The sequence below is a fragment of the Pontibacter litorisediminis genome (genome assembly GCF_029360645.1).
GTDB lineage: Bacteria > Bacteroidota > Bacteroidia > Cytophagales > Hymenobacteraceae > Pontibacter > Pontibacter litorisediminis.
Genome location: NZ_JARDUA010000003.1, coordinates 724,926 through 749,939, shown reverse-complemented (window position 1 = coordinate 749,939; position 25,014 = coordinate 724,926). Strand labels below are relative to the sequence as shown.

The following is a 25,014-nucleotide window of genomic DNA, read 5'->3' as shown; positions in this document are numbered from 1 at the left end:
CTTCCAGGAGTAGCGGACTCTTTTGCTTTACAGTACAAAGGCTGTGTTAGGCCAACATCAATTGACCCATTCGTTATGGGACTTCAAAGTTTGCAGGCGCTCCCCTGCTTGGAGAAGACAGCTGCTACGTTGTCCTTTTTTCTGGCTCAGATCTTCGGACTTCTACTGGTACAAGCGCCCAGCGTCCGCTTGTGCCTTCGCTTAGCAGCTGCTTTCTGCAACTGTAGACAAGCTATACTAGCTAGCCACTGTTCATCCACGGCCTTACGAGACTACAGTTGCATAGTATACTTTCAGCTCTCAAGCCCGAGAGGGCTCGTCCTGGGGGTAGGGGCCCTCGATAAGGGCATCGCGCTGTCTACATTTCCTTTGCTGTCGCAATGCCTCGCTCTCGCTCGTCACCGGAAATCTAGAAGGCGCTCAACCCAAGGATTGGAAACAGCTTTCGATAGCCACCGCTGACGGAGCATCAACCAAGTTCACCTTGGATTGGGGCAGGGGGATATAATCGTTCCCAGATTCCCCTCCTTGGACTACCGAGAACGCGAGTTCGAAGGTTGCGAGCGGAACACTTTAGGGTTGGGCTTACCTGAAAGTACCTTCACTATGGAATTTATATTTCTGAAATAACTGCTATAGAACTTCCCTCCTTAGCCAAAGCTCGAATCTCGAACTTACTTCGGAGAGGGTCAGGGATGATTAGCCCCGGTACTTCAAAATGCATAAAAAGAAATTTGCGCCAGAAAAGGGTGTTAATATATTGATTTAAAGATAAAAAGAGTGTAGGCTCTCCAAGTATGAATAGGATAAGCCTGCCGCGCAAATAAGTGTCGCCCTATCCCTACATAATACTACGCACCTCTGTAAATGCAAAAAGCCGGGCTAATAACCCGGCTCTTTTTCTTTAAACCCTATTACTCTATTTCTTCAAAAGCTTGAAATTATTGGCCATGCCATTCATTTCGGTGCGGACGAAATAGATACCTTTCGGCAGAGACTGCCATAATGTTATTTTCTCCTGCGAGCGGCCTTTGCTTACCTCAAACTGCTGTGTCAGTACGGATCTGCCCATGGCATCCAGCACTTGCACGTTCAGCTTGCCGGCCGCGTCTGCGTTCAGCTCCAGGCTTACCTCGCTCTCGAATGGATTCGGGAAAGCCTTCAGGCTGTAGTTGCCCACTTCGCCAAAGCTTACCGCCTTGGTGGTGAAGTACTCAAATTTACCATCCATGTCTATTTGCTTCAGGCGGTAGTAGCGCGTGCCATACTTGCCGTTTTCAGTGTCTTTGTAAGTATATACTTGTTTGATGGCAGTATTACCGTTCTTGCTCGGCACGAAGTCCAGCTTGCGGAAGTTGAAGCCATCCTGCGACACCTGCACCTCAAAGCCGGTATTGCTCTCCTCAGAAGCCGTGGCCCACTCCAACAGCACGTTGTTGCCCTGCTTGGCTGCGTTAAAGTAGATGATTTCTACTGGGAGGGGTAGTATCTTTTGGGTAGACAATTCCTGCTTTGTTACATCGTAACACGAAGCTGAGCTAGGAAATATCTCACACAATATTTCGAATGGCTCTTTGTTTGTAGGTGTCATGGTATAGGTAGTACCTCCATCCTGTACCTTTTCTCTACTAACTTCTACTCCCGCCTCATCGAGTTTTTTCTTCCACCATCTAATAGAGCTTACATCTGTATGCTGATTTGAAATTATATTCGAAGTTGCCTTGAACGTTACGGGTACATTAACCTCTATAGACGATGGATCAGTAATAATTTCACCGTATGCAGTAATCTTACTTTTAGCTTGGGCTGTTACTTTAACTGCTTCTTCGCTAGTACACCCAGTTACTGTATTATATGCTCTAACAGTGAATTCATGAAGATTAAAATCATTCACCACAAAAGGATATGTGTTGCCGCTATAGACTAATTGTCCAGCTTTATTGTACCATCTACTCTGAACATTGACATCTGAATTACTACTAACGAGATCTATAGGTCCTGTACCACATCTCTCGTAGCTAGAGGCGAGAAGTATAGGGGCATTAATTGGCTGACAAGCATACTTAGTAATACTTAGATTTCTAATTTCCATTATTGGTTTATTCTGCTCTGTTCCGTCAGTTAAACCATCTAACCTTAAGCCAATATATAATGTTGTGGGTTGTGTTACTATATCTCCTAATCTTATATTAGCTGAGAATGGTTTAGAATCTATTGTATTGACAGTTACTGTTTTTAACAAATCAGCGTGTTGCTGAGAGTTTCCCGCTGTTCTTAAATCTGTGACAGTAGTCCCTTTCAAAAACTTTATTGAGCCTGGACTAGCGTATACTTGACCTGTACCTACATAAGATTTTGCATCGAGAGAAATAGTATAATAATAGCCTTTTTCAAAAATAATTGGCTCAGTTATATACACCATACCTGAGTAGGTGCCTTTTCCTTTTCCTGGATCTGCTTGAATTTTCAAAAAAGTAGTCTTGGTATTCCCTTGACCCTCCGTTAAAAAGTCTATACCTTTAGTTGTCGTATTTGGTGTAATTTCTCTTGATATTCTAGTTTCTTCAAAAGGATAATTGTAGACAGTAGTATTTCTAAAGTCATAAGTCTGCGCAACCACAGCTCCACCATTAAAGACAGCAATCAGCAGTAGAGCCCAAAACAAACAGGCGGATCGAGTAAAAATTTGTTTCATAAAAAGGGGTTTAAAGGGTTTGGTTGTATTGGTTAGTTGTGTATGTCTGCTTTTACTTCAGTACTTTTTAGGCAATAGGAATCCACCCACGCTTTTGGGCGTGCTATTTTACTCTGAGATATTACCAGCTTTATAAGCTAACTGGTGGCAGAGCTATCTCTTTGCTCCATTGCACCGGTTTGCTGCCGTTCTCTGCACCCAGATACCTGAAAGTTCTAATTATCTTCTACAGAAATAGTCTATTAATGAGACAAGTATAAAGCAAAAAAGTGAAACCATATATATAGCCGTGTTTAAATTTTTAACAAATCAAACTTAAAATTGCACTAACAAATAGTCGTTGCTAAAAAATAACAAGCTTATTTATAGTATAATTATTCTAACATAACACTAGCTAACTATATAGCATCCATAGGATTTATACCTAAAACTCTATATAATATTACCCCCTGTTATATTGCACCAAAATATTTTCAAATAAATGCAAAAGAGCCGGGTAAAGTACCCGGCTCTTTCAGCTTTAAACCCTATTAAATTCTGTTGTTACTCTTTCAGCAGCTTGAGCTGGTGCATCTTGCCGTCCAGGAAAACCCGCAGGAAGTATACCCCATGTGGCAAGTCTCCGTTCATGTCGAGGTTAACCGTATTGAAGCCTTCTTCCACTTTAACGGTGCGCTCCATGAGCTGACGACCTACGGCATTCCACAGGGTTACCTGCACCTGCCCACCGTTCTCAGCCGCTATATCCAGTGTGACGTTCGTGGTGAATGGGTTCGGGAACGCCTTCACCTTGCTTGCCACTTGAGTAAAGGTTACGGCCTTGGTGGTAAAGTACTCGAACCTGCCATCCTCATCAATCTGCTTCAGGCGGTAGTAGCGGGTGCCACGCTTGCCATTTTCCTTGTCCGTATACTGGTACACCTGCTTGATGGCAGTGTTGCCATTCTTGCTCGGCACAAAGTCCAGCTTACGGAAGTTGAATCCGTCCTGCGACACCTGCACCTCGAAGCCAGTGTTGTTCTCCTCAGAAGCCGTGGCCCACTCCAGCAGCACATTGTGCCCTTGCTTGGCCGCCGTGAAGTAGATGATCTCTACTGGTAGTGGGGTTACAGGCTCTGTGGAGTAAATGCCAATGTATGCAGTGTAGCAACCGCTTTCACTCGCAGTAACTATCACCCTTACAGCGAAATCTCCACTTGGGATAGACTGTATGGTAAGTACAGGGCCATTAACACCTTCCACTACTTCCCAACCTGCTTCAGTACCGTCTCCAATGTACCAAGTATAGGATTCAGCTGTTTGGTCATCTTCGAAAGTGTTATCGGCTGTAAAGCGGGCAAGCTGTCCTATTTCGAGTTGTTCCTCAGTAATCACCTCTCCCCTTTCATTCGTGATGATGATGTCTCCGAGAGGCTCAACCCGCTCATCGATAGTTACTGTAGCCTGCCCTACCGTATTCGTGCAACCTGTAGTGTTATTAGTTGCACGTATGCTGTACGTGCCAGCAAGGACAGGTCCTAGTGTGATTTGCCCTCCTGTGCTTGATACTGGATTGCCGATAGGTTCCCCTAAGGAGTTAAGAAGCTGGTACGAAACTCCACTTTGTGAATTGGTCACTGTAACCAAAGCACCATCACTTGGACGCTGTGCTGTAGGCCTGCAGTAGCTGCCGCCAGTGGCTGTAACTGCTGTTGGTAATGGATCCGTAGTTATTGTCACCGTATTCAGCATGTTCTGCGGGCAGTTTGCCACAGTTGGCTGTGAACCAGTAGGTGTGGCAATCACAGAATATGTACCTGCTGTATAGCTACCAGGGAAAGTGAAAGGTCCGGTAGTGGTTCTACCAACAGATGTCAACGCTGTACTTGTACCACTTCTATACAGACTGTAAGTAACTCCAGCCTGTGAGTTAGACAAACCAACCTGTACTCCAGCCCCCCCTACACAGTATGAAGGACCATTAGGAGTAGTAACATTGTATGCTATCGGTCTAGGAGTAATAACTACTTCTACTGGGCCATAAACCGGAGAACATGTTCCGTTAGCAGATATTGGCTGTATTGTGTAAGTACCGGCTATGGTCTGGTTACCAAAGCTAACAGAACTTCCGGTACCATTTCTTGGTGAGCCAACTGTAACTGTGTTGGAGCCAACCGTACGCAGCAATTGGTATGTTACTCCTTGCTGTGAGCTGGTTATACTTATTGGTACACCTGTGCCACCAGCACAATAAGCACCACCTCCTGCCATAGTCTGCGGAATAACCACCACCATTGTTATGGAGTTACTTGATGCTACTGGAGAACACTTATTCTCTTCTGATGTGAAGTTCAGACTTACTACATCTCCATTATTCAGTGAGTTGGTTGTGTATGTTCTACTCGCACTGAATGGTGTGCTAGCAACAATAGCACCCGCACTATTTCTCACAATCCACTCCATTCTAAGGTTTACATAGTCCGCATTTGGCGTAGCTGTGAAAGTTACCGATGTACCCTGGCATATAGAACCAGTTGGAACTCTGCTAATAGAGACGCCATAGTTATCCGGTCTGCCTAGATAAATCCTGTTGGAGAAAAGCTTTGCTGTTCCTGGATTTCCTGGCGTGAGTTCAGGTCTGTTAACAAACTCAGCACAACCTAAGTTAGCACCAGCTTTCGGAGCGGCTCTTACAGTATAGTAATCTGTTGATGACAGACCTGCTAAGCTTACGGTTCTACCTGTCTGGCCTTCAGCCCTATCATTATTATCATTTTTCCACCAATCAAAATCAAATTGGTCTGATACATCTGTGCCACCTACCCAGGTAATTTGCTCATATCTTGGATTGGCAGGGTAGTTAACAGAAGTAACGTTAGCCAACACAGTAGCTACATAAGTAGTATTAACACCCTGGCAAACTGGGAATGGGTTAGCTGTTAATACAAGCGTGTATGTAGTAATTGGTGTAACAGTTACCCGAACTGCAGTACTTGTGTTAGAACAGCCTCCTGAGGTGACTACTCTTCGGAACCAGGTAGTTTGCTGCAATGCTCCTGGGCTATAGTTACTATTAGTGTTCGTTCCAGTTGCTGCACTAAAACCAGCAGTTGCAGAAATCGTGCTGCTTTCCCATAAGTAGGTATAAGCTCCAGATCCACCAGTTGGCGCACTTCCAGTAAGTTGGCTAGGTGCTACACCTGCGCAAACAGTCTGTGCTCCAGAAATAGTATTGCTAGCTATTACTGGATTAAATGTTACAGACACTGCATTGCTGACACTTGAGCATTGCCCACCATTTACAACTCGCTTATAATATACCGTTGTTTGCGAAGTAACTGTTCTAGTTGCTGGAGTATAGGATGCACTGGTCGCACCGGTTCCTCCAGTTACATTTGTATACGTTCCGTTCAAAGTAGTACTGCTCTGCCACTGATAGGTGTATGGCGTGCTGCCACCACTCAAGCTGGTACCGCTTGCCTGCCCAAGTGGTGCTATAGCCCCACCTGAACACACAGTTTGTGTACCGGAAATCTGGTTACCTGCAATTGGAGAGTTCACTCTGATAGCTACCACATTGCTGGTGCTAGAACACTCTCCGGATGTAACTATACGGCGATAGTGCATAGTACCCACAGAAGCTGTAGACGGAGTGTAGCTCGCCTGATTGCTTGTGCCTATTGCGGTGATCCATTGGTCAGTACCGTTCGGGCTCTGTTGCCATAGGAATGTTTTTGCAGTCACACCACCTGTCACTGTACCACTTAAAGCAGCAGCCGTGGCGCCCTGGCAATACGTTGCTGCACCGGAAATCGTATTGGCTGTGATAGCTGGGGTCACGGTCACCGCCACCACGTTACTGGTAGAGGAGCACTCTCCAGAATTAACCACTCGTCTGTAGTACGTCGTAGTGGCAGTTGCTGTAGACGGAGTGTAGCTATCCTGATTATTCGTACCCGCAGCATTCGTCCAGGAGCCAGTACCGCTCGGGCTCTGCTGCCACAGGTATGTTTTTGAATCCAAACCACCTGAAACTGTACCTCCAAGAGCAGCTGCCACAGCACCCTCGCAGTATGTGGCGCCACCAGAGATCGTGTTGGCCGTGATAGACGGTGTGACGGTAATAGCAACTACATTACTAGTGCTAGAGCAGTTTTCAGAGGTTACTACACGGCGATAATATACAGTACCTGCAGTGGTTGTAGGAGGAGTATAGCTGATCAGATTGTTTGTGCCATCTGCACTTGTCCAGGAACTTGTACCATTCGGGCTCTGCTCCCACAGGTATGTTTTTGCAGTTACCCCTCCAGTTACCGTTCCACCTAGTGCAGCGGCTGTAGCGCCCTGGCAGTAAGTGGCAGCACCGGTAATCACATTGGCCGTGATAGCCGGAGTTACCCTTACAGCAATCACGTTACTTGCATTGTTTGCACACTCTCCCGAAGTAACTAAACGGCGGTAATAAATTGTGCCTCCAGTTGCTGTAGATGGCGTGTAGCTATCCTGATTATTCGTACCCGCTGCACTCGTCCAGGAGCCAGTACCACTCGGGCTCTGCTGCCATAGAAAAGTGTAGTTTCCTGTACCACCCGCAACCGCACCACCTAGTGCTGTAGCTAGTTCATTCTCGCAGTAGCTCTGTGTACCTGCAATGGTGTTGGTTGTGATGCTTGGCGTAACCGTTACAGCAAAAGCTGCACTGGTATTAGAACACTCGCCAGATCTAACCACACGTCTGTAGTAAATGGTACCGCCTGTTGCAGTAGATGGAGTATAGGTAGCCGCAGTGGCCCTATCAATATCGGTGAAGGAACCCGTTGCGCTGCTACCGCTCTGCCACTGATAGGTGTAACTGCCGTTACCGCCAGTAAGAGTGCCGGAGCTTAATGCACTTGCTGTTGCTCCTTGGCAGTATTCAGCTGTTCCTGTGATAGTGTTTCCTGCTATCAGCGGCTGCACTGTCAGTGTTACAGATTCACTTGCCGGATCACAGGATGCGGCTCCATTCGTGGTTCTTAATGTAATAGTTGAGTTGACAATACTTGTATTGGCTGCAGATACAGTCACAGTAACCGTGGAAGTAGTTACTTCTGTTGAAGGATTTGTCACATCACTTCTGTCGCTGATTACAAAGCTGCCATTACTGGATGTCCAGGCAGCAGTTCCTCCTGAGAAGGTACCGGTTACTGTAAAGGTGGTGGCACCACTTTCGGTTCTACACTGTGTTTCGCTGCTTGAAGTAATATCTGCCGTTGGCTGTGGCAGTACCGTTACCTGTACAGCTTCTGATATCTTCGTACACTGCTCCGTATCTTCATCTGCCTCCACCGTATTACTTACAAGTACTCTGTAGAAACCAGTCTCTTCGGCCTCATAGGTTCTGGAAATTTCACCTTCAATCGTTGTGAAGTTCACACCATCCGTACTACGCTCCCACTCATATACATATGTCTGTCCGGGCGGTGCCTGGTTAGCACCGAAGAGCACCGAGCCACCCTCGCAGAATGTAGTAGCACCAGTAGTGGTTATAGTAGCCACAGTAGGCACATTGGCCACTTTTACTGCCACTGTCTCTGATGTAAGCGTACAGCCTTTATCGGTAGTAATGGTTACATAGTAGCTGCCTGTTTCTGTAGCTTGGTAAGAGCTTGCTGAGCCCACTGAAGTGCTGTTGCCGGTTCTAAACCAAGCATAAGTATACGTAGAGTTCTCAACGGCACGGAGTTCTACATAATTCTCAGGGCAGAACTCAGTTGGGCCAGTAGGTGTAATTGTTACGACCGGAAGCGGATTTACCGTAACTGTAACAGTTTGTGCCACTGACTCACAGCCATTGGTTGTACCATACACAGTATAGGTTGTTGTTTGCGTTGGGCTGGCCGTTACAGATGCTCCCGTAGTAGCGCTAAGGCCCGCCGCTGGTTCCCAACGATAGGTTGTGGCTCCACTGGCCGTTAACGTGATGCTTTCCCCCGCGCATATTTCTGTATCCGGAGTAACGGATACCACCGGCTGCGGCTTAACTGTTATTGTTCGGGCGGCTGAGTTCTCACAGCCGTTGCCATTTCTGTAAGTATAAGTTATAGTGTAAGTGCCATCACCACCAGCGGCTGCAGGGCTAAATACGCCGTTTGCCACGCCCGGGCCTGAATAGGTACCACCTGCCGGCAAGCCACCAGTCAGTGTAAACGACGGATCGCTCTCGCATATATCACCGAATGGTGCTAGTGTAACCACAGGAAGAGGGTCCACTGTCAGCACCACATCATCGAATGCCTGGCATCCATCCGGTGTCTCAGCGGTAAACCTTAAAGTAGCACTGGCACTGGTAACACTTACTTCTGTTTCAAGCGATGTCTCAGAAGCGATAGTGGCAGTACCTGCTACCACACTCCACTCGCCAGCCGCGCCGGCAGAGGGGATACCTGTTACTGTAAACGAAGTGGAAGCCCCCTGTGTACACAAACGCTGGTCAGGTCCAGCATTGGCAGTAGGTAGCGGCGCTATGTCAACATCTACTTCTGCTGTAGCCTGGCAGCCTTGCTGGTTTGTAACCAATACCGTGTAAGTACCTTCATTATCTTCTGTGGCATTGGGAATAATAGGATTTTGCTCGGTAGATGTAAAGCCATTAGGGCCGGTCCAGGCGTAAGTATAGCTAGGGCTCCCCGTTACTCTTAATTCGATGCTATTTCCTATACATACTGGCTCGACATCATCAGCTGCTATAACCAGTTCAGGGTAAACAGTAACTGTTACCTGGTCTGTCACGGCACACTCGGCCTCGCCGTTTGTAACGGTTAAGGTATAAGTATAAAATTCAGCAACTGAGGTGCTGTTCGTTAATGAAACCGTAGGATTGGGATCGGTTGGATCTGACAAGCCTGTAACTGGGGACCAGCTATACGTGTAGCCAGCTACTGCAGGCTCTCCGGAACCCAAGGTGGCTGACTGCCCGGTGCAGAAAAATACTCCTTCTGTTGGGCCTGCGCTTATTCCTGTAGGGTAGGGAGTTACAGTAACCGGAAGATTTGAGGATGGTCCTGCTACACCACAGGCATTTAAAGCCTGCACTGAGATATTTACTGTAGAAGCTGTGCTACCAAACCTAACTGTAATAGTATTTGATGTTCCCCCTGAAACTATAGTTGCTCCAGGGCCAACCTGCCAGTTAAAGGTTGCCCCCGCTATGTTTGCAACCGAGTAAGTAACATCTTGCGCACCTTCACAAACCTCCGTATCGCCTGTTATTCCGCTTGCTTCATAAACCGGATGAATCACAAAGTCCACCGCATTAGATGAGCCGCCAGCTGGTGTTGGGTTAAATACGGTTACACTTAGAGTTCGTGCCGTATTTACATCTTCAGACAGTAGTGTTGCAGAAAGCGAAGTAGAACTTACATAGGTTGTTGTTCTGCTAGCACCGTTTATTCTGACCACAGACCCACGTACAAAGTTTGTGCCTGTAACCGTTACAGTTCTCTGGGTGCTACCTGCCGTTATACAGGGTAGTGCACTGGAGACAGTTGGTGTAAGGTTATTTACTGTAAAGGGGTTACTTGTACCCTGCGCACTAGAGTTTCCAGAATAAGTAGCAAGCAATTGAAAGGTTCCCCCCTCATCTATTCTGATACTATTGAATATAGCAACTCCATTTGTAATAGAAGCTGTAGCACCGGAGGAAGGATTAATTAGGGCTGTGTTTGGTGTTCCGGAAAGTACCAGACCAATAGTACCTGTATTGACGCTCGTAACAGTGTTGCCAAATTGATCTACTACAGCTACACGAGGCGCAGGTGACATAGCTGCACCAACGTCAACTGTGGGTGGCTGAACCCGGAAAGCTAAACTTCTAATGGCTCCCGGGCTTTGTGATAGAGCCTTGCTAACCGTCGCAGGTAAACCAGAAACCACTGCACCATTCGCCGCACTAATTGCTATACTTCCAGTACCAGGTATGTTGCCTCCGTTTAAGGCCTGAACAGCAACACCACTTATGACTATTCTTTCCCTTTTATTGTTATTACTGTATGTAAGTGGGATCGTAATTTGAGAGCCATCCCCAGACGTTACGGGAGTCCCAACACTTATACTTGCACTATTATTGCCTCCAGTTTCTCCTGGTGCAAGTTCTACACTAGCGGTTGCACCTGTTCTAAATCTCCAACCGGTTGGTGCAGTTAACACGATGTTGCCACTTGCAGACACATCACCAGCAGACTCTTCAGTGATATTAATATCTCCCACCAAAGTATAACCAGGCGTAGACTGCGTTGCGTTCGCAGCTAAATCGGCAGAAATGGGGAAAGTTGCTCCGCCTGTTACTGTCACACCGACAGCGGCATAAACATAAACAGCAGCAGCCAATAACATGACCACTGCTAAGGATGAAATGAGAACACGCCGGGCTTGCACTGCCTGCGCAATCAATTGGGTAAAACTTTGTTTCATAAAACTTAGGGGATAAGGTTTGGGTTTAAGGCTGTGTCGCTTTGGCCTTGGTTGATCGATTGGGTCAGGTGAAACGAAAGTCTGGATACTTTACAGTAGGGCAAAACATGGCTGGGCAATAGGTTAATCAACCGCCAAAGGCAGCTAAAACCCTATTGCAGATAGGTTAAATCACATTAACCTTTGTTAGGTGGCTGAAGGAGCGTGGGAAATGCGTATTATCATGGCTACTTCACAATACCTGGAGCCTTATGGGGCACCACGCCTATAGTGTAAAGCTAAATCCATAGTCATAACTGATCTTTTCCTATAGTTTGTTTTACTATTTAAAGAACATATACCCTATTGCTTATAAATAGTTACATTCAACTACCACTATTTATCTAATATTTTATATATAAACTTATAGAATTGCACTATTATAGAAGCTTCTTAACTAGTAGAGCATAGACACAAAACCTCCTTATTGCGCTGCAGAGATAAAATAGCTAAATCCCGTAGCTAAAAATTGGACAAAAACGACAGTATTTATAAGCAGCATTTTCAGCAGAAGAAGCCATACTTACTTGTAAGGCCTGACCATAATTCTAAGTTCTCAAGTGTCAACGGCAAGCTATTTTTATACTTGCAAAAGCCTCCGCAAAACAGGAAATTGCAGGTATAACCAAACATCTAACCTATTCCTCACCCTTACTCATGAAGAAAAACCTACGCGTAATCGCTGTAGCGGCCATGCTGGGCCTTGGTCCGGTAGCAGTGGCGCAGCAAACCGAGGCTCCGCTCTCTTACTACCTGCCAACCGAGGTAACCTACAACAGCAGCATTCCAACCCCTAAAGATATTTTGGGTTACAACGTGGGCGAGTGGCACGCGAGCCACGACCAGTTGGTGATGTTCATGCGGCAGATGGCCTCCCTCTCCGACCGCATCACGATGACAGAGTATGGCCGCACCCACGAAAACCGGCCGCTGTACCTGCTCACCATCACCTCGCCCAAGAACCACCAGAACATAGAGCAGCTGAAGCAGCAGCATGTGCAGCTCACCAATCCTGCCGAATCAGGGAAGTTGAATCTGAAGGAGATGCCGGCCGTGGTATGGATGGGTTACAGCGTGCACGGCAACGAGCCCAGCGGCAGCAATGCCTCACTGCTGGCCGTGTACCACCTGGCCGCCGCGCAGGGGCCGGAAATAGAGAAACTGCTGGACGAGACGATTATACTTCTCGACCCATCCATTAACCCGGACGGGATGAACCGCTTTGCCAGCTGGGTAAACTCGCACCGCAGCAAGAACCTGATCACCGACAACAACAGTGCTGAATTTGACGAAGTGTGGCCGCGCGGCCGCACCAACCACTATTGGTTCGACCTGAACCGCGACTGGCTGCCGCTGCAGCACCCGGAGTCGAAAGGCAGGCTGGCCAAGTTCCACGAGTGGAAGCCGAACGTGCTGACGGACCACCACGAGATGGGCACCAACGCGACCTTCTTCTTTCAGCCGGGTATCCCAAGCCGCAACAACCCGCTCACGCCGGAGAGCAACTTTAAACTGACGCAGAAGATCGGCACCTACCACGCCAAGGCACTCGATAAGATCGGCTCCTTTTACTACACCGAGGAAAGCTACGACGACTTCTACTACGGCAAAGGCTCCACTTACCCGGATGTGAACGGAGCCGTGGGGATCCTGTTTGAGCAGGCCAGCTCCCGCGGCCATGCGCAGGAGAGCGTAAATGGCGTGCTGACTTTCCCGTTCACCATCAGAAACCAGTTCACCACCACCCTCTCTACCCTGGAGGCGGCGCAGGCCATGCGCGAGGAGCTGCTGGCGCACCAGCGCGACTTCTATAAGAACGCCCTCAATGAGGCGAAGCAGGCGAAGACCAAAGCGTATGTGTTCGGATCGGAAAAGGACAAAGCGCGTGCGTACCACCTGGCTGAGATCATCAAGCAGCACCAGATCGACGTGTACCGCCCGAAGGAAAACATGACGATCAACGGGGTCACCTATACGCCGGAGAACGCCTATGTCATCCCGACGGAGCAGCCGCAGCACAGGCTGATTGAGGCAATGTTTGAGAAGCGCACCACTTTTCAGGATAGCCTTTTCTACGACATCTCGGCCTGGACCTTCCCGCTTGCCTTTGACCTGGAGCACGCCGCCCTCTCCTCCCGTAACTTTAAGGGCAACCAGCTGGGCCAGAAGGTAGAAGACCTGTCTTTCCCGGACGGCGAAGTGATAGGCGGCAAAAGCGACTACGCTTATACCTTTGAGTGGCACGGCTACTATGCCCCGCGTGCTCTTAACCAACTGATGGACCGCGGTATTGCGACGCGTGTGGCCACCGACAAGTTCAGCACTCCCGATGGCAAGCAGTACGACTATGGCACCATCCTGATACCTGTGGCCGGGCAAAGAGTGAATGCCGAGGAGCTGCACCAGGTGCTGCAGGAAGTAGCGCAGCAAAATGCCCTGAAAGTATACGCCATGAACACCGGCTTCACGCCGCAGGGCATAAAATTGGGCAGCCCGATGATGCGTAGCCTGGAGCAGCCCAAGATTATGATGCTGATCGGTGATGGCGTGAATAGCTATGACGCTGGCGAAGCCTGGCACCTGATGGACGATCGTTTCGGCATGCGTCCGGTGCTCATCAAAACAAATGATTTTAACCGCGCATCCATAGACAAGTATAACGTGCTGGTGATGGCAGAGGGCTCGTACAGCAGCATCTCCAAAGACAAGCTACGCAGCTGGGTGCAACGGGGCGGCACAGTGATAGGTATGGGCACAGCCGCAAAATGGCTCTCCGATAACGGCATTGGCAACATCACGTTCAAAAACGGAGAGGCTCAGGCTAACGCAGCTGCGCAGAAAGCATACGCCGATATGGCCAACAGCGAGGGAGCACAGGTGATTGGAGGAGCTATTTTTGAGACCACGCTCGACCTGACACACCCGCTGGCCTACGGCTACACCGATGCCCAACTGCCGATCTTCCGCAGCAACGCGTTGTTTATGGAGCGCTCGAAGAGCCCTTACGCCAACCCGGTGATGTATACTGCTAATCCGCTCATGGCTGGCTACATTTCGAAGCCAAACCTGGAGAAAGTGAAGAACACGGCGGCCGTGGATGTATCGGCGTTGGGAGCAGGCAAGGTGATCGCCATGCCGGACAACCCGAATTTCCGCGCCTTCTGGTACGGCACCAACAAGCTGTTCCTGAACAGCATCTTCTTCGGCCAGATCATCAGCGGCAGCTCTGCCCGCGCAGAAGAGGATGCCCATTAAGATGGTTGGGGAGGGGAATTCACCCCTCCCCAACCTTTCCCTAAGAACAGGGGAGGGAGCTTCCTATAGTACCGGGTCCAACCACCCCTGCCTCTCAAAGCTACGCTCGCTACCTTCGAACTCGCGTTCTCGGTAGTCCAAGGAGGGGAGTTATACTTGTCCCATAGCAAAGGCAGAGGCTATCGAAAACTGTTTCCAGTCCTTGGGTTGAGCGCCTTGTGAGATCCGGTGCCCGAAGGGCAGCGCCCTGGCGCAGGAGGGAACACAGCGCGATGCCCGAGGACGAGCCCTCTCGGGCTTGAGAGCACCAAAGCCAGAGATGCAACAATTCAGGTTGTAAGACTGAGGATGAACGGCAGCTAGTAAGAATAGCTTGCTTCCTGTGGCAGAAAGCAGCAGCTAAGAGCGGCACAAGCGGACGCTTGCGCCAGAGAAGTATAACGTATAGCCCAAGTATAAGGTATGGCTCTGCGAGCCAGTCGAGTCACAGACCCGACACCATAGTAGGACACAAGTCTGGAGACTTGCGCCAGGAAAGAGGCAAAGGCACAAGCGGAAGCTTATACCAGTCTGAGTATGGATACTTGTGCCAGAGAAAGTATAAAAGAGAAGAGCCAGTGCAATTGCACTGGCTCTTCTCTTTTATACTACTAAACTCTCACTATGGCATCCGGAAGCCAAGTACGATCTCATGAGAACCGGCGCTGTGGTGGCGCATCGGCGACACGGTGATATCGTAGGTATAGCTCAGGCGGTACTGCTCTTTAAACTGCACACCTACCAAACCAACGATGGCGTCCTGAGTTCTATAGGAGATACCTGCCCACACCATGTCATCATACACTGTTTTGCGGCGCTTGGTAAAGTGATACTCTCCCCGCACGTTAAAGTCAGCCTGTATGGGGGCCGGGTTCACGTACTTCAGCAGCACGGAAGGCGTAACCGTAATGTTTCTATTCACATCGAAGTTGTACCCTCCCGACACAAACAAGTGGCGCGACAGGCGGGCAGGGTCCTCAATTCCTCTGTTCTTGGTGATCCTGTTGCCCAGCACCTGGAATAAGGATGCCCCCACAAAGAACTCCTCGGAGTGCAGGTAAGTGCCCACGCTCAGATCCGGCATAAAGGCATTTATACTTCCCTGTTGAGTTACCGGGTCGCGCTCGTTGGAGCCATCTGCCAGGTGAATCTTATTCTCGTCGAACTTATACTGCTGCACCCCGGCAAACACTCCCGAAGACAAGTATAAACTCCTGTTTAGCGGCACATGGTAAGCATACGACAGCAGCAAACCTGTTTGTGAGACAGGGCCTGTCTTATCTGTGTATATATAGCCGCCGGCACCGTGGTAAGGCATGGACTTGCGCCTTCCGATGGTGCGTTTAAACAAAGCCGTCTCGGCACTTAGGTAATAAGTTTGGGGAGCCCCCTCAAAACCTGTCCACTGGTTGCGGTAGCCGGCCTTTATGTTCCAGTCTTTCTCCACCCCGGCCACAGCCGGGTTCAGGAGATAGTAGTTGGTCATGTACTGGCTGTAAAGCGCCTTCTGCTGTGCCACAGCTACCGAACCTACGAGCAGAAAGCAAAATATAAGGATGTAATTCTTCATAACACGTGTTGTTTGGTAATGGGCAGTTAGCGCATAATGGTCACAGAGGTCTTAATCGGAGCAGAGCCGTCACCGAGCTCGATGATGCAGTAGTAGGTGCCATCCGGCAGGCGTTTGCCTTTGTAGGTACCATCCCATGGCTTGCTGTAGCCTCTGGACGAGAAAACCTCGCTGCCCCAGCGGTTGTACACCGTCACCCTGTTGCCCGGGAAGAGGCTCGGCAGGTTTTTCAGCACCCACGTGTCGTTGATACCGTCGCCGTTTGGCGTGAAGCCGTTCGGGATGTCAATATCTCCCTGCCCTTCTATCACGAATGTCGTTGTAGCGGTACAGCCTCTGCTGTCTTTCACCGTCACCGTGTACTCGCGGGCGCTCAGGTTGGTGAACACCGAATCAGACGTGAAGGCACCGCCATCCAGCGAGTAGGTATAAGGTCCTACCCCACCCACGATCTTCGTCACGGCGGCACTACCTGACTTCTCGAACCCGATAGCCTTGGTCAGCGCCGTTGCCTCCACCTCCATCTCTTGTGCCTCCTTCACCTCCACGGTGCCCACGTTAATGGTGCATGTGGCCGAGAACTTAGCGATGAGCTGGTATGTGCCTGCAGCCAGGCCAGAGAACACCGCGCTCTTCTGGAAGGTCTTGCCGTTGTCGATGCTGTACTGCGTCTGGTCGGTGGCGCCGGTTGAGGTAAAAGCGATCTCCCCGGTGTTGCCGCCGGTACAGGCCAGGTGGTGCACGTAGTCCAGCTTGCTGCTCACACCTTCTTCCACCTGCACCTCTATACTATAAGTACAGCCGGCGGCGTCTTTCACCGTCAGGGTATAGTTGCCTGGAGCAACGTCAGCAAGGGTGGTGGAGGCTGTGAAATTAGACCCATCCAGCGAATATGTGTAAGGAGCCGTGCCGCCGCTCACCTCGTCGATCGCCACCTGGCCCGCAGGCTGCTCGCAGGTTGGCGAGGTTACCGTAGCGCGCAGGTTGGTGATCGGTGGGGTGTTGCCGATGGTCACTGGCTGGAAGCTCAGGCAGCCGGCGGCGTCCTTCACGCTCACCTGGTAGGCACCCTCGGCCAAGCCGGTAAATTCAGGCGAACCCTGGAAGTTAGTGCCGTCCACGCTGTACGTGTAAGGGCTCACCCCGCCACTCACGCCGCTGATTACGATTCGGCCATTCTCGGCACCGCAGCTGGCGTCCGAGCCGGTGGCCGTAAAGGTAGCGGCACCGCTGTTGCTTACTTCCTGTGTCACCTCCAGCGTGCATCCCTCTGCATCTTTGATGATGATGGTATACACCCCGGCCGCCAGGTTGGCAAACGAGGCTGAGGCCTGGAAGCTGCCGCCATTTATACTATAGGCAAGCGGTTTGGTGCCGTCTGTTACAGCAGTGATGGTGATGGAGCCATTCTCCTCGCCGCAGGTAGCCTTTGTAGCCGCAACGGTTGCCTCTTTCGGCCCTTTTATGCCTACTGTAACTTTGGCAGTAGTGCTACACCCGTTGGCGTCTTTCACATAAACCTCATACTCTCCAGCCGCCAGCGCTCCGAAAGTAGCCGCCGCCTGGTAGGTGCTGCCATCCAGCGAGTAGGTATAAGGCGCTTTGCCACCCGTTACCCCGGTTACTGTGATGGTGCCGTTGTTGGCGGTACAGGCAGTTGGCGTTGTAGAAGCCGCAACCTCTGTAGGTCCAGCCACATCCCTTACCTCCACCTGCTTCACCAACGTACAGCCATTGGCATCCTTCACCGTGATGGCGTACTCCCCGGCAGCCACCTCGGTAAATGTTGCTGCCGCCTGATAGTCGCCGTTGTTCAGAGCATAGGTATAAGGTGCCGTGCCGCCCGTCATGTTGCTTACCGTGATCACGCCATTCGCTGCACCACAGGTGGTGGCCACGGTCGCCAGCTCATAGTTGGCTGGCCCGGCAACGTTCTCGATTACTACTTGTTTTGTGAAGGTACAGCCGTTGGCATCTTTTACCGTGATGGTATGCGTGCCGGCAGTCAGGCCTTTCAGCGTAGCCTCCGGTTGGAAGCTGGTGCCGTTGGCGCTGTAGGTGTAAGGAGCCTTACCCCCTACCACGGCGCTTACCGTAGCCTCGCCGTTCGCCGCGCCGCAAGTGGCTGCTTTGCCTGCCACCGTAAATCCTTCCGGACCCGAGGCATTGCCCACAGTCACTGCTTTCACGGCGGTACAGCCGTTGGCGTCTTTTACTGTTACCTGGTACTCACCGGCGGCAAGCCCAGAGATGGTAGCAGAAGCCTGGAAGTTCACGCCGTCTGCACTATAGGTGTAAGGTGCCGTGCCGCCGGTTACTCCTGCAATGCTGATCTGCCCGTTGCTGTTGCCACAGGTAGCGGTGTTGGCAGCAACTGTCAGGTCCGATGGGCCTTCGATGTTCGTTACCACCACTTCCTGTATGTAAGTACAGTTGTTGGCGTCTTTCACCGTTACCCTGTAAGCACCGGCCAGGAGCGACGTAAACGCTGCGGAGCTCTGGAAGCTGCCGCCGTTTATACTGTAGGTATAAGGCGCCTTGCCCCCATCTACAGAAACTACCGTGATGCGTCCGTTCTCAGCACCGCAGGTAGAGGCGGCGGTTGTGCTGGCAAAGCTTGCCGGCCCATCCTTGCGCACCTTCACGGTTTCAGTGGTCTGGCAGCCATTCGCATCTTTTACTGTAAGGATATATTCTCCGGAAGCCAGCCCTGTGAAGCTCGTGCTGCCCTGGAACGTTGTGCCGTTGATACTGTACGTATAGGGCGCTGTGCCACCGGTTACGGCACCCACCGTAATGCCTCCGTCGTTATCGGCGCAGCTGGCAGCTTTGGTCGTAGCCGCCAAGGAAGCTGGCCCCTCAATATTGGTAACCTCCACGGCTTTTACGAACGTACAGCCGTTGGCATCTTTCACGGTGATGTTGTGCGAACCAGCAGCCAGACCGGCAAAGGTAGCAGCAGCCTGGAAGTTCTTCCCGTCTATGCTATAGGTATAAGGCGCTGTGCCGTTGGTTACACCTGTTATGCTGATCTCGCCGTTGCTGGCGCCGCAGGTAGTTGCCTTTGTTGAGGCGGTAAAGTTAGCCGGTCCGGCGATGTCTGTTACCGTTATACTTGCGGAGAAGGTACAGCCGTTGGCGTCTTTCACCGTTACGGTGTGGTTGCCTGCCCGCACGCCCTCGAAGGTTAGCCCGCTCTGGAAGCTGGTATTGTCCAGGCTGTACATATATGGAGCCGTTCCCCCGGATACTTTCCCCACTGCGATGCTGCCGTTGCTCGCGCCGCAGGTAGAGGCCGTAGAGGCCAGCTCCAGTCCGTTCGGGCCGGCCACATCCTCTACTACCACATCCATGGTCACGGTACAGCCGTTGGCATCCTTCACTGTTACTGTGTGCTTACCGGCCAAGAGACTGGTAAGTGTGGCAGCCTCCTGGAAGCTTGCACCGTCGGCACTATACGTGTAAGGCGCGGTTCCGCCAGTTACGCCATTCACCGTTATACTTCCGTTCGCGCGACCGCAGCTAGAAGCAGTGGCTGTGGCCGTAAAGGCAGACGGCCCCGGGATATCTGTTAAGGTAACAGCCTGTACAAAGGTACAGCCGTTGGCGTCCTTCACCGTTACCGTGTACTCGCCGGCCGGCAGTGCGCCAAAGCTTGTGCCACTCTGGAATTCTCCTCCGTTAAGCGCAAAGGTATAAGGAGCCGTGCCACCGGTTACACCGCTCACGGTAATGGCGGCATTCGTGCTGCCGCAGGTAGAGGCTTTCCCGGCCAAGGCTAACGCGGACGGACCGGCAATGTCTGCTACCGTTACGGCTTGGCTGAAAGTACAGCCTTTGGCGTCCTTCACGGTGACCGTGTAAGTGCCAGCTGCCAGGTTGGCCAAAGTAGCCGATGTTTGGAAGGCGGACCCGTTTACACTGTAGGTGTAAGGTGCCGTGCCGCCCGTTACCGTACCTACTGTGATACTAGCGTTGCGCGCGCCGCAGGTAGAGGCTAGCGTTGAGTTGGCGAAGGCGGTAGGCACATTCTGGCCAACCGTTACTGTGGTAGTAACGATACAGCCTTTTGCATCCTTTGCCGTCACGGTATACTTGCCAGAGGCCAGGCCGGTAAAGCTGGTGGAGGTCTGGAAATTCGTGCCGTCGATGGCGTAAGTATAGCCCGAGGTTCCCCCGGTTACCCTGCCCACCGTGATGCTGCCGTCGTTGTTCTGGCAGCTGGCCGGCTGGGCGGTGGCCGCTACGGCCGTTGGACCCGCAATGTCTGACACAGTAAACGCCTTTGAGAAGGTACAGCCATTGCTGTCTTTCACGTAGAGCGTGTGGGAGCCGGCCAGGAGGTTTTCGAACACCGGGCTCTCCTGGAAATTCACCCCGTCCTTGCTATAGGTGTAAGGGGCATCACCTCCGGTGGCGCCTGTCACTGTCAGTTTGCCGTTGCTGCTACCGCAGGTAGAGGACGTAGCGCTGGCCGTAAGGTCAGAAGGACCGCCGATGTTTGTCACCACAACCTCTGCTGCGAACGTACAGCCGTTGGCGTCTTTCACGGTTACCGTGTAGGCCCCTGCCGCTACTGCGGCGAAGGTCGTGCCCTGCTGAAACGTTTTGCCGTCGAGCGCGAAAGTATAAGGAGCCGTGCCACCCGTTACGCCGCCTACCTCTATTTTGCCGTTGCTTTCGCCACAGGTAGAGGCCGTAGCGGCCAGGCTGATGCCGCTTGGGCCAGGAATATCGCTGATCTTGATCGCCTTGCTGATGGTACAGCCATTGTCGTCCTTCACCGTGATGGTGTAGTCGCCGGCAGCCAGGTTGGCAAAAGTTGCTGATACCTGGAAGCCGCCGCCGTTGATACTATAGGTATAAGGTGCCGTGCCGCCGTCCACATTGCTCACAGAAATGGTGGCGTTGCTGCCGCTACACGTAGAGGAAGCCCCTGCTAACGTGAAGTCCTCTGGACCGGCAATGTCTGCCACTACCACCTGGGTGGTGCCAAAACAGCCATTAGCATCTTTCGCCGTGATCGTGTAGCTGCCCGCCAACAGGTTCTCAAAGGTAGTAGCCGCCTGGAAGTTCTGCCCATCTATACTATAGGTATAAGGACCTACGCCACCGGTGGTGTTTCCTACCTTTATGCTTCCATTCGCGGCGCCGCAGGTGGTGGCCGCAACGGTAGCGCTGAATGATGGTCCTTCCACGTTCTGCACCCCCACCTCATCGGTAAATGTACAGCCCTTGGCATCCTTCACTGTAATACTATAGGTGCCAGCCACGAGGTTGGTGAAGGTTGCTGATGCCTGGAAACCGCCGCCGTTTATACTATAGGTATAAGGAGCCTTGCCTCCAGTCACTGATCCGATTGTCAACTCCCCGTCCGGTCTGCCGCAGCTGGCCGCTACCGTGGTGCTGGCGAAGGCGGTAGGCACATTCTGGCCAACCGTTACTGTGGTAGTAACGATACAGCCTTTTGCATCCTTTGCCGTCACGGTATACTTGCCAGAGGCCAGGCCGGTAAAGCTAGTGGAGGTCTGAAAGTTCGTGCCGTCGATGGCGTAAGTATAGCCCGAGGTCCCCCCGGTTACCCTGCCTACCGTGATGCTGCCGTCGTTGTTCTGGCAGCTGGCCGGCTGGGCGGTGGCCGCTACAGCCGTTGGGCCTGCAATGTCTGACACAGTAAACGCCTTGGAGAAGGTACAGCCATTGCTGTCTTTCACATAAACCGTGTGCGTACCGGCCACAAAGCCTGTAAGCGTGGCAGAAGCCTGATAGTTCACGCCGTCCTTGCTGTAGGTGTAGTCGCCGGCGCCACCGGTTACACCGGTTATCATAATCTCACCGTTACTGCCGCCACAGGTAGAGGCCTGGGTGCTTGCGGCCAAGTTGGTTGGTCCGGCAACGTTGCCCACCACAACCTGCTTCGCAAACGTACAGCCGTTGGCGTCTTTCACGGTTACGGTGTATTCGCCGGCCAGCACTGCCCCAAAGGTCTGCGACTCCTGGAAAGTTTTCCCGTCTATACTATAAGTATAAGGGCTCGTGCCGCCGCTTACTCCATTGATGCGTATCACACCGTTGCTATCGCCGCAGGTGGATGCCGTGCTTGCCAGCGCCAGATCGCTCGGTCCGGCCATGTTGGTCACGTCCACTGCTTTTACCAGGGAGCAGCCGTTGGCATCCTGCACCATGACCTGGTACCTGCCTTCGGCCAATCCGCTAAAGCTTGGCGTGTCCTGGAAGGTTGCGCCGCCATCTTTGCTATACTTATAAGGAGTAACTCCGCCGGTTATGTTGCTGATAGTGATACGACCGTTGCTGGCCCCGCAGGTAGAAGCCTGTGCCGTAGCCGTGAAATCAGGGCCGGCAATATCCGTCAGGGTAATGGCCTCTGTATAAACACAGCGGTTGCCGTCTTTCACATAGATTGTATAGTTGCCGGCAGCCAGGCCGGTAAAGCTTGCGGCGCTCTGAAAGTTAGTGCCATCTAAACTATAGGTATAAGTACCCGTGCCACCGCTCACGTTCGTTACCAGAATCTCGGCATTGCTGTTACCGCAGGAGGATGGCTTGGCTGTAGCCGTAAGGTCTGTAGGGCCGGTAATGTTACCTACCGTAACTGATTTTGTAAGCGTACAGCCTCTCGAATCCCGAACGGTAACCGTGTAGGGGCCGGCCGCTAAGCCTGAAAGCGTGGCGTTGTCCTGGAAGTTAACGCCGTCGGTGCTATAAGCATAAGGTGCGATGCCTCCCTGCACGTTGCTCACGGTAATGCTCGCGTTGCTGGCTCCGCAGGTAGAGGAAGCCGCCGTAGCCGTAAAGGCCGTCAGGGTTTGCTTGGCTACCGATACCGAAGTGCTGACGATACATCCATTGGCATCTTTGGCATAAACAGTATACGTACCGGCAGCCAGGCCTGTGAAGCTGGTAGCGCTCTGGTAAACGGAGTTGTTGAGAGAGTAAGTATAATTAGCTGTTCCTCCCGAAACGTTCCCAACCGTAATGCTACCATCGTTGTTGTAGCAGGATGCCGCCACCGCAGAGGCCATTACAGCCGTAGGTCCGGCAATGTTCGCAATGGTAACGCTTTTGGTAACGGTACAGCCGTTGGCGTCTTTTACATAGATCACATAGTCGCCGGCGGCGAGTCCTTCCAGCACCGGGGAGTCCTGGTAATTGGTGCCGTCCGCACTATACTTGTAAGGGCTTGTGCCGCTCGTCACGTTACTTACAGTTACACTGCCGTTGCTGCTGCCGCAGGTTTCGGAGGCTGTGGTAGCGGTAAAGCCTGTAGGGCCGGGCACTTCTGTTACCGTAAACGATTTTGTAACAGCGCAGCTTTGGCCGTCGGAAACGGTGACGGTATAAGTGCCGGCGGGCTTGCCCGTAATGGTGGCCGTCGTCTCGCCGGAGCTCCATTTATAGGAGATGGTGCCGTTGCCACCCGTTACCTTTGCCGTAACCGTACCCATGGTACCGCTACAGATGACGGGCGTACCTGTCAGCTCCACATCGATTGGGTAAAAGGTGATCAATACCTCATCCTGCACGGCGCTACACGAGCCGTTGCCGGTAGAGGTAAGCCGGAGCTTTACCGAGCCAGCCGCTATTTCGGCTGCAGTTGGGGTGTAAACGGCGTTAAGGGCCGTGTTGCTTGGGCTGAAGGTGCCGCCGCCCCCACTCCAGATGCCTCCCGTGGCTGCTGTTATTGTTCCTGCCAACTGCACAGGGCTCTGCGAGCAAACCAGTTGGTCTGGTCCCGCATTCGCCGCCAAATTGGAGACAACATCCACCGACGCGGAGAACTCGCGGCAGTTAGGGTAGTTGATGTTTCTTACCTCAAACTTGTGCGTACCCACTGTAGTGGCTGTGTAAGTCAGCTGGTTACCCACCACGTTTCCGGAAGGGTCTGTCCAGATATACTCCCAATTACCGTCACCGCCTGTTACCTGGCCTGTGAGGGTAACGCCACTGCCTCCGGGGCAGATAATGGCAGGGTTGGGGCCGATAGTGACAGTCGGCGGCGGATAAAAGTACACCCGCACCACATCCGAGAAGAACCTGCCGGGGCACTTGGTGGCCACTGTAGTACCAGACACCTCATAGTCCACGTACGCAGGTGCATTGTTATCTGGCGTGATGATGGGCGCCGTGTCCCCATTCGGGAAGCTCAGGTACTTGTTATAAGTGCCATTGTAGGTAATATCACGCCAAGTGATGGAGCCTGCCTCAAAAGTCTGCGGCGCTCTTAAAGTAGCCGAGCAACCTGACGTAACTGAGATATCAGCCTGAGGGTTGAAAGCAGCAAGCGACCTAACCTCAAAGACGCCTTTCGCGTTGCCCGGCATGCAGAGCGTCAACGTAATCGGTTTTGATACGTCCACACAGATCGGCTGCCCCACCGGGGTTTGGGGGCCGCAATCAATCTGATAGCCCATAGAACCGGATGGCACGGGTCCACTCACAATATCGAATTCCATCTGCTCCGCATTCTGATCCAGCAGGATCTCGAACTGCACACAGTTTTCGTTGTTAGGAGCACCGCACAACTGGCCGTTCCTGGCCACCTCTCCGGAATTCCAAACACCGTTGGGTTTCCCGCGCAGATCCACTCTATAGATCGGCACCTCATTGTTCTTCTGCGCAAACGCACCAAGGGATGCTGCGAACTGCAACACCCCTAACAGGCAGATGGCGAACAGGAAGGAGAGTTTTCGGGTAAAGGTTTTCTTCATAAGCTACCTATTAAAACTATGTTGATCTTCAACTATGGATATCCTTAAGTATGGTTGATAAAAATTCAGTACTATTCAAGAGGCTTGCTCTTTTCACAAAGAGTATGTGTATAGTTATAATCAGCGCATTTACCCTTTCCCCACCCATTGCACCCTCCACCATTCCGACTTTTCATTCACAGGTTACCAGGCGTCTCTGTAGCCATTCAGCTGCACACCTCTCTATCCCAAAACTGGTTATTATACTTTTCTAATCG

Annotated in this window: 5 protein-coding genes; 1 reads left to right on the top strand and 4 read right to left on the bottom strand. The window is 51.6% G+C overall.

What is annotated here, in order from left to right; all coding sequences use genetic code 11:
- Positions 1 to 919: 919 nt before the first annotated feature.
- Both PXG97_RS13180 and PXG97_RS13175 read right to left on the bottom strand, forming a co-directional pair.
- Positions 920 to 2,695 carry a T9SS type A sorting domain-containing protein gene (locus PXG97_RS13180; protein ID WP_276498214.1) on the bottom strand — a complete coding sequence of 592 codons (1,776 nt, stop codon included), beginning with the start codon at positions 2,693 to 2,695 and terminating at the stop codon, positions 920 to 922.
- 543 nt (positions 2,696 to 3,238) lie between these two features.
- The gene (locus PXG97_RS13175) at positions 3,239 to 11,125 is read right to left on the bottom strand and encodes an Ig-like domain-containing protein (protein WP_276498213.1); all 7,887 of its coding nucleotides are present in this window, start codon (positions 11,123 to 11,125) and stop codon (positions 3,239 to 3,241) included.
- A 696-nt stretch (positions 11,126 to 11,821) separates the two neighbouring features.
- Between PXG97_RS13175 and PXG97_RS13170 the strand changes: the two genes are divergently transcribed.
- Positions 11,822 to 14,419 carry a M14 family metallopeptidase gene (locus tag PXG97_RS13170; RefSeq protein ID WP_276498212.1) on the top strand — a complete coding sequence of 866 codons (2,598 nt, stop codon included), beginning with the start codon at positions 11,822 to 11,824 and terminating at the stop codon, positions 14,417 to 14,419.
- A 661-nt stretch (positions 14,420 to 15,080) separates the two neighbouring features.
- On the opposite strand, the gene PXG97_RS13165 is transcribed toward PXG97_RS13170, so the two are convergent.
- Both PXG97_RS13165 and PXG97_RS13160 read right to left on the bottom strand, forming a co-directional pair.
- Complete coding sequence (locus PXG97_RS13165) at positions 15,081 to 16,028, bottom strand: PorP/SprF family type IX secretion system membrane protein (protein ID WP_276498211.1); 948 nt, start codon at positions 16,026 to 16,028, stop codon at positions 15,081 to 15,083.
- A gap of 26 nt (positions 16,029 to 16,054) precedes the next feature.
- Positions 16,055 to 24,757, bottom strand: coding sequence for a T9SS type B sorting domain-containing protein (locus PXG97_RS13160; RefSeq protein ID WP_276498210.1), 8,703 nt, complete (start codon positions 24,755 to 24,757; stop codon positions 16,055 to 16,057).
- Between the last annotated feature and the right edge of the window lie 257 nt (positions 24,758 to 25,014).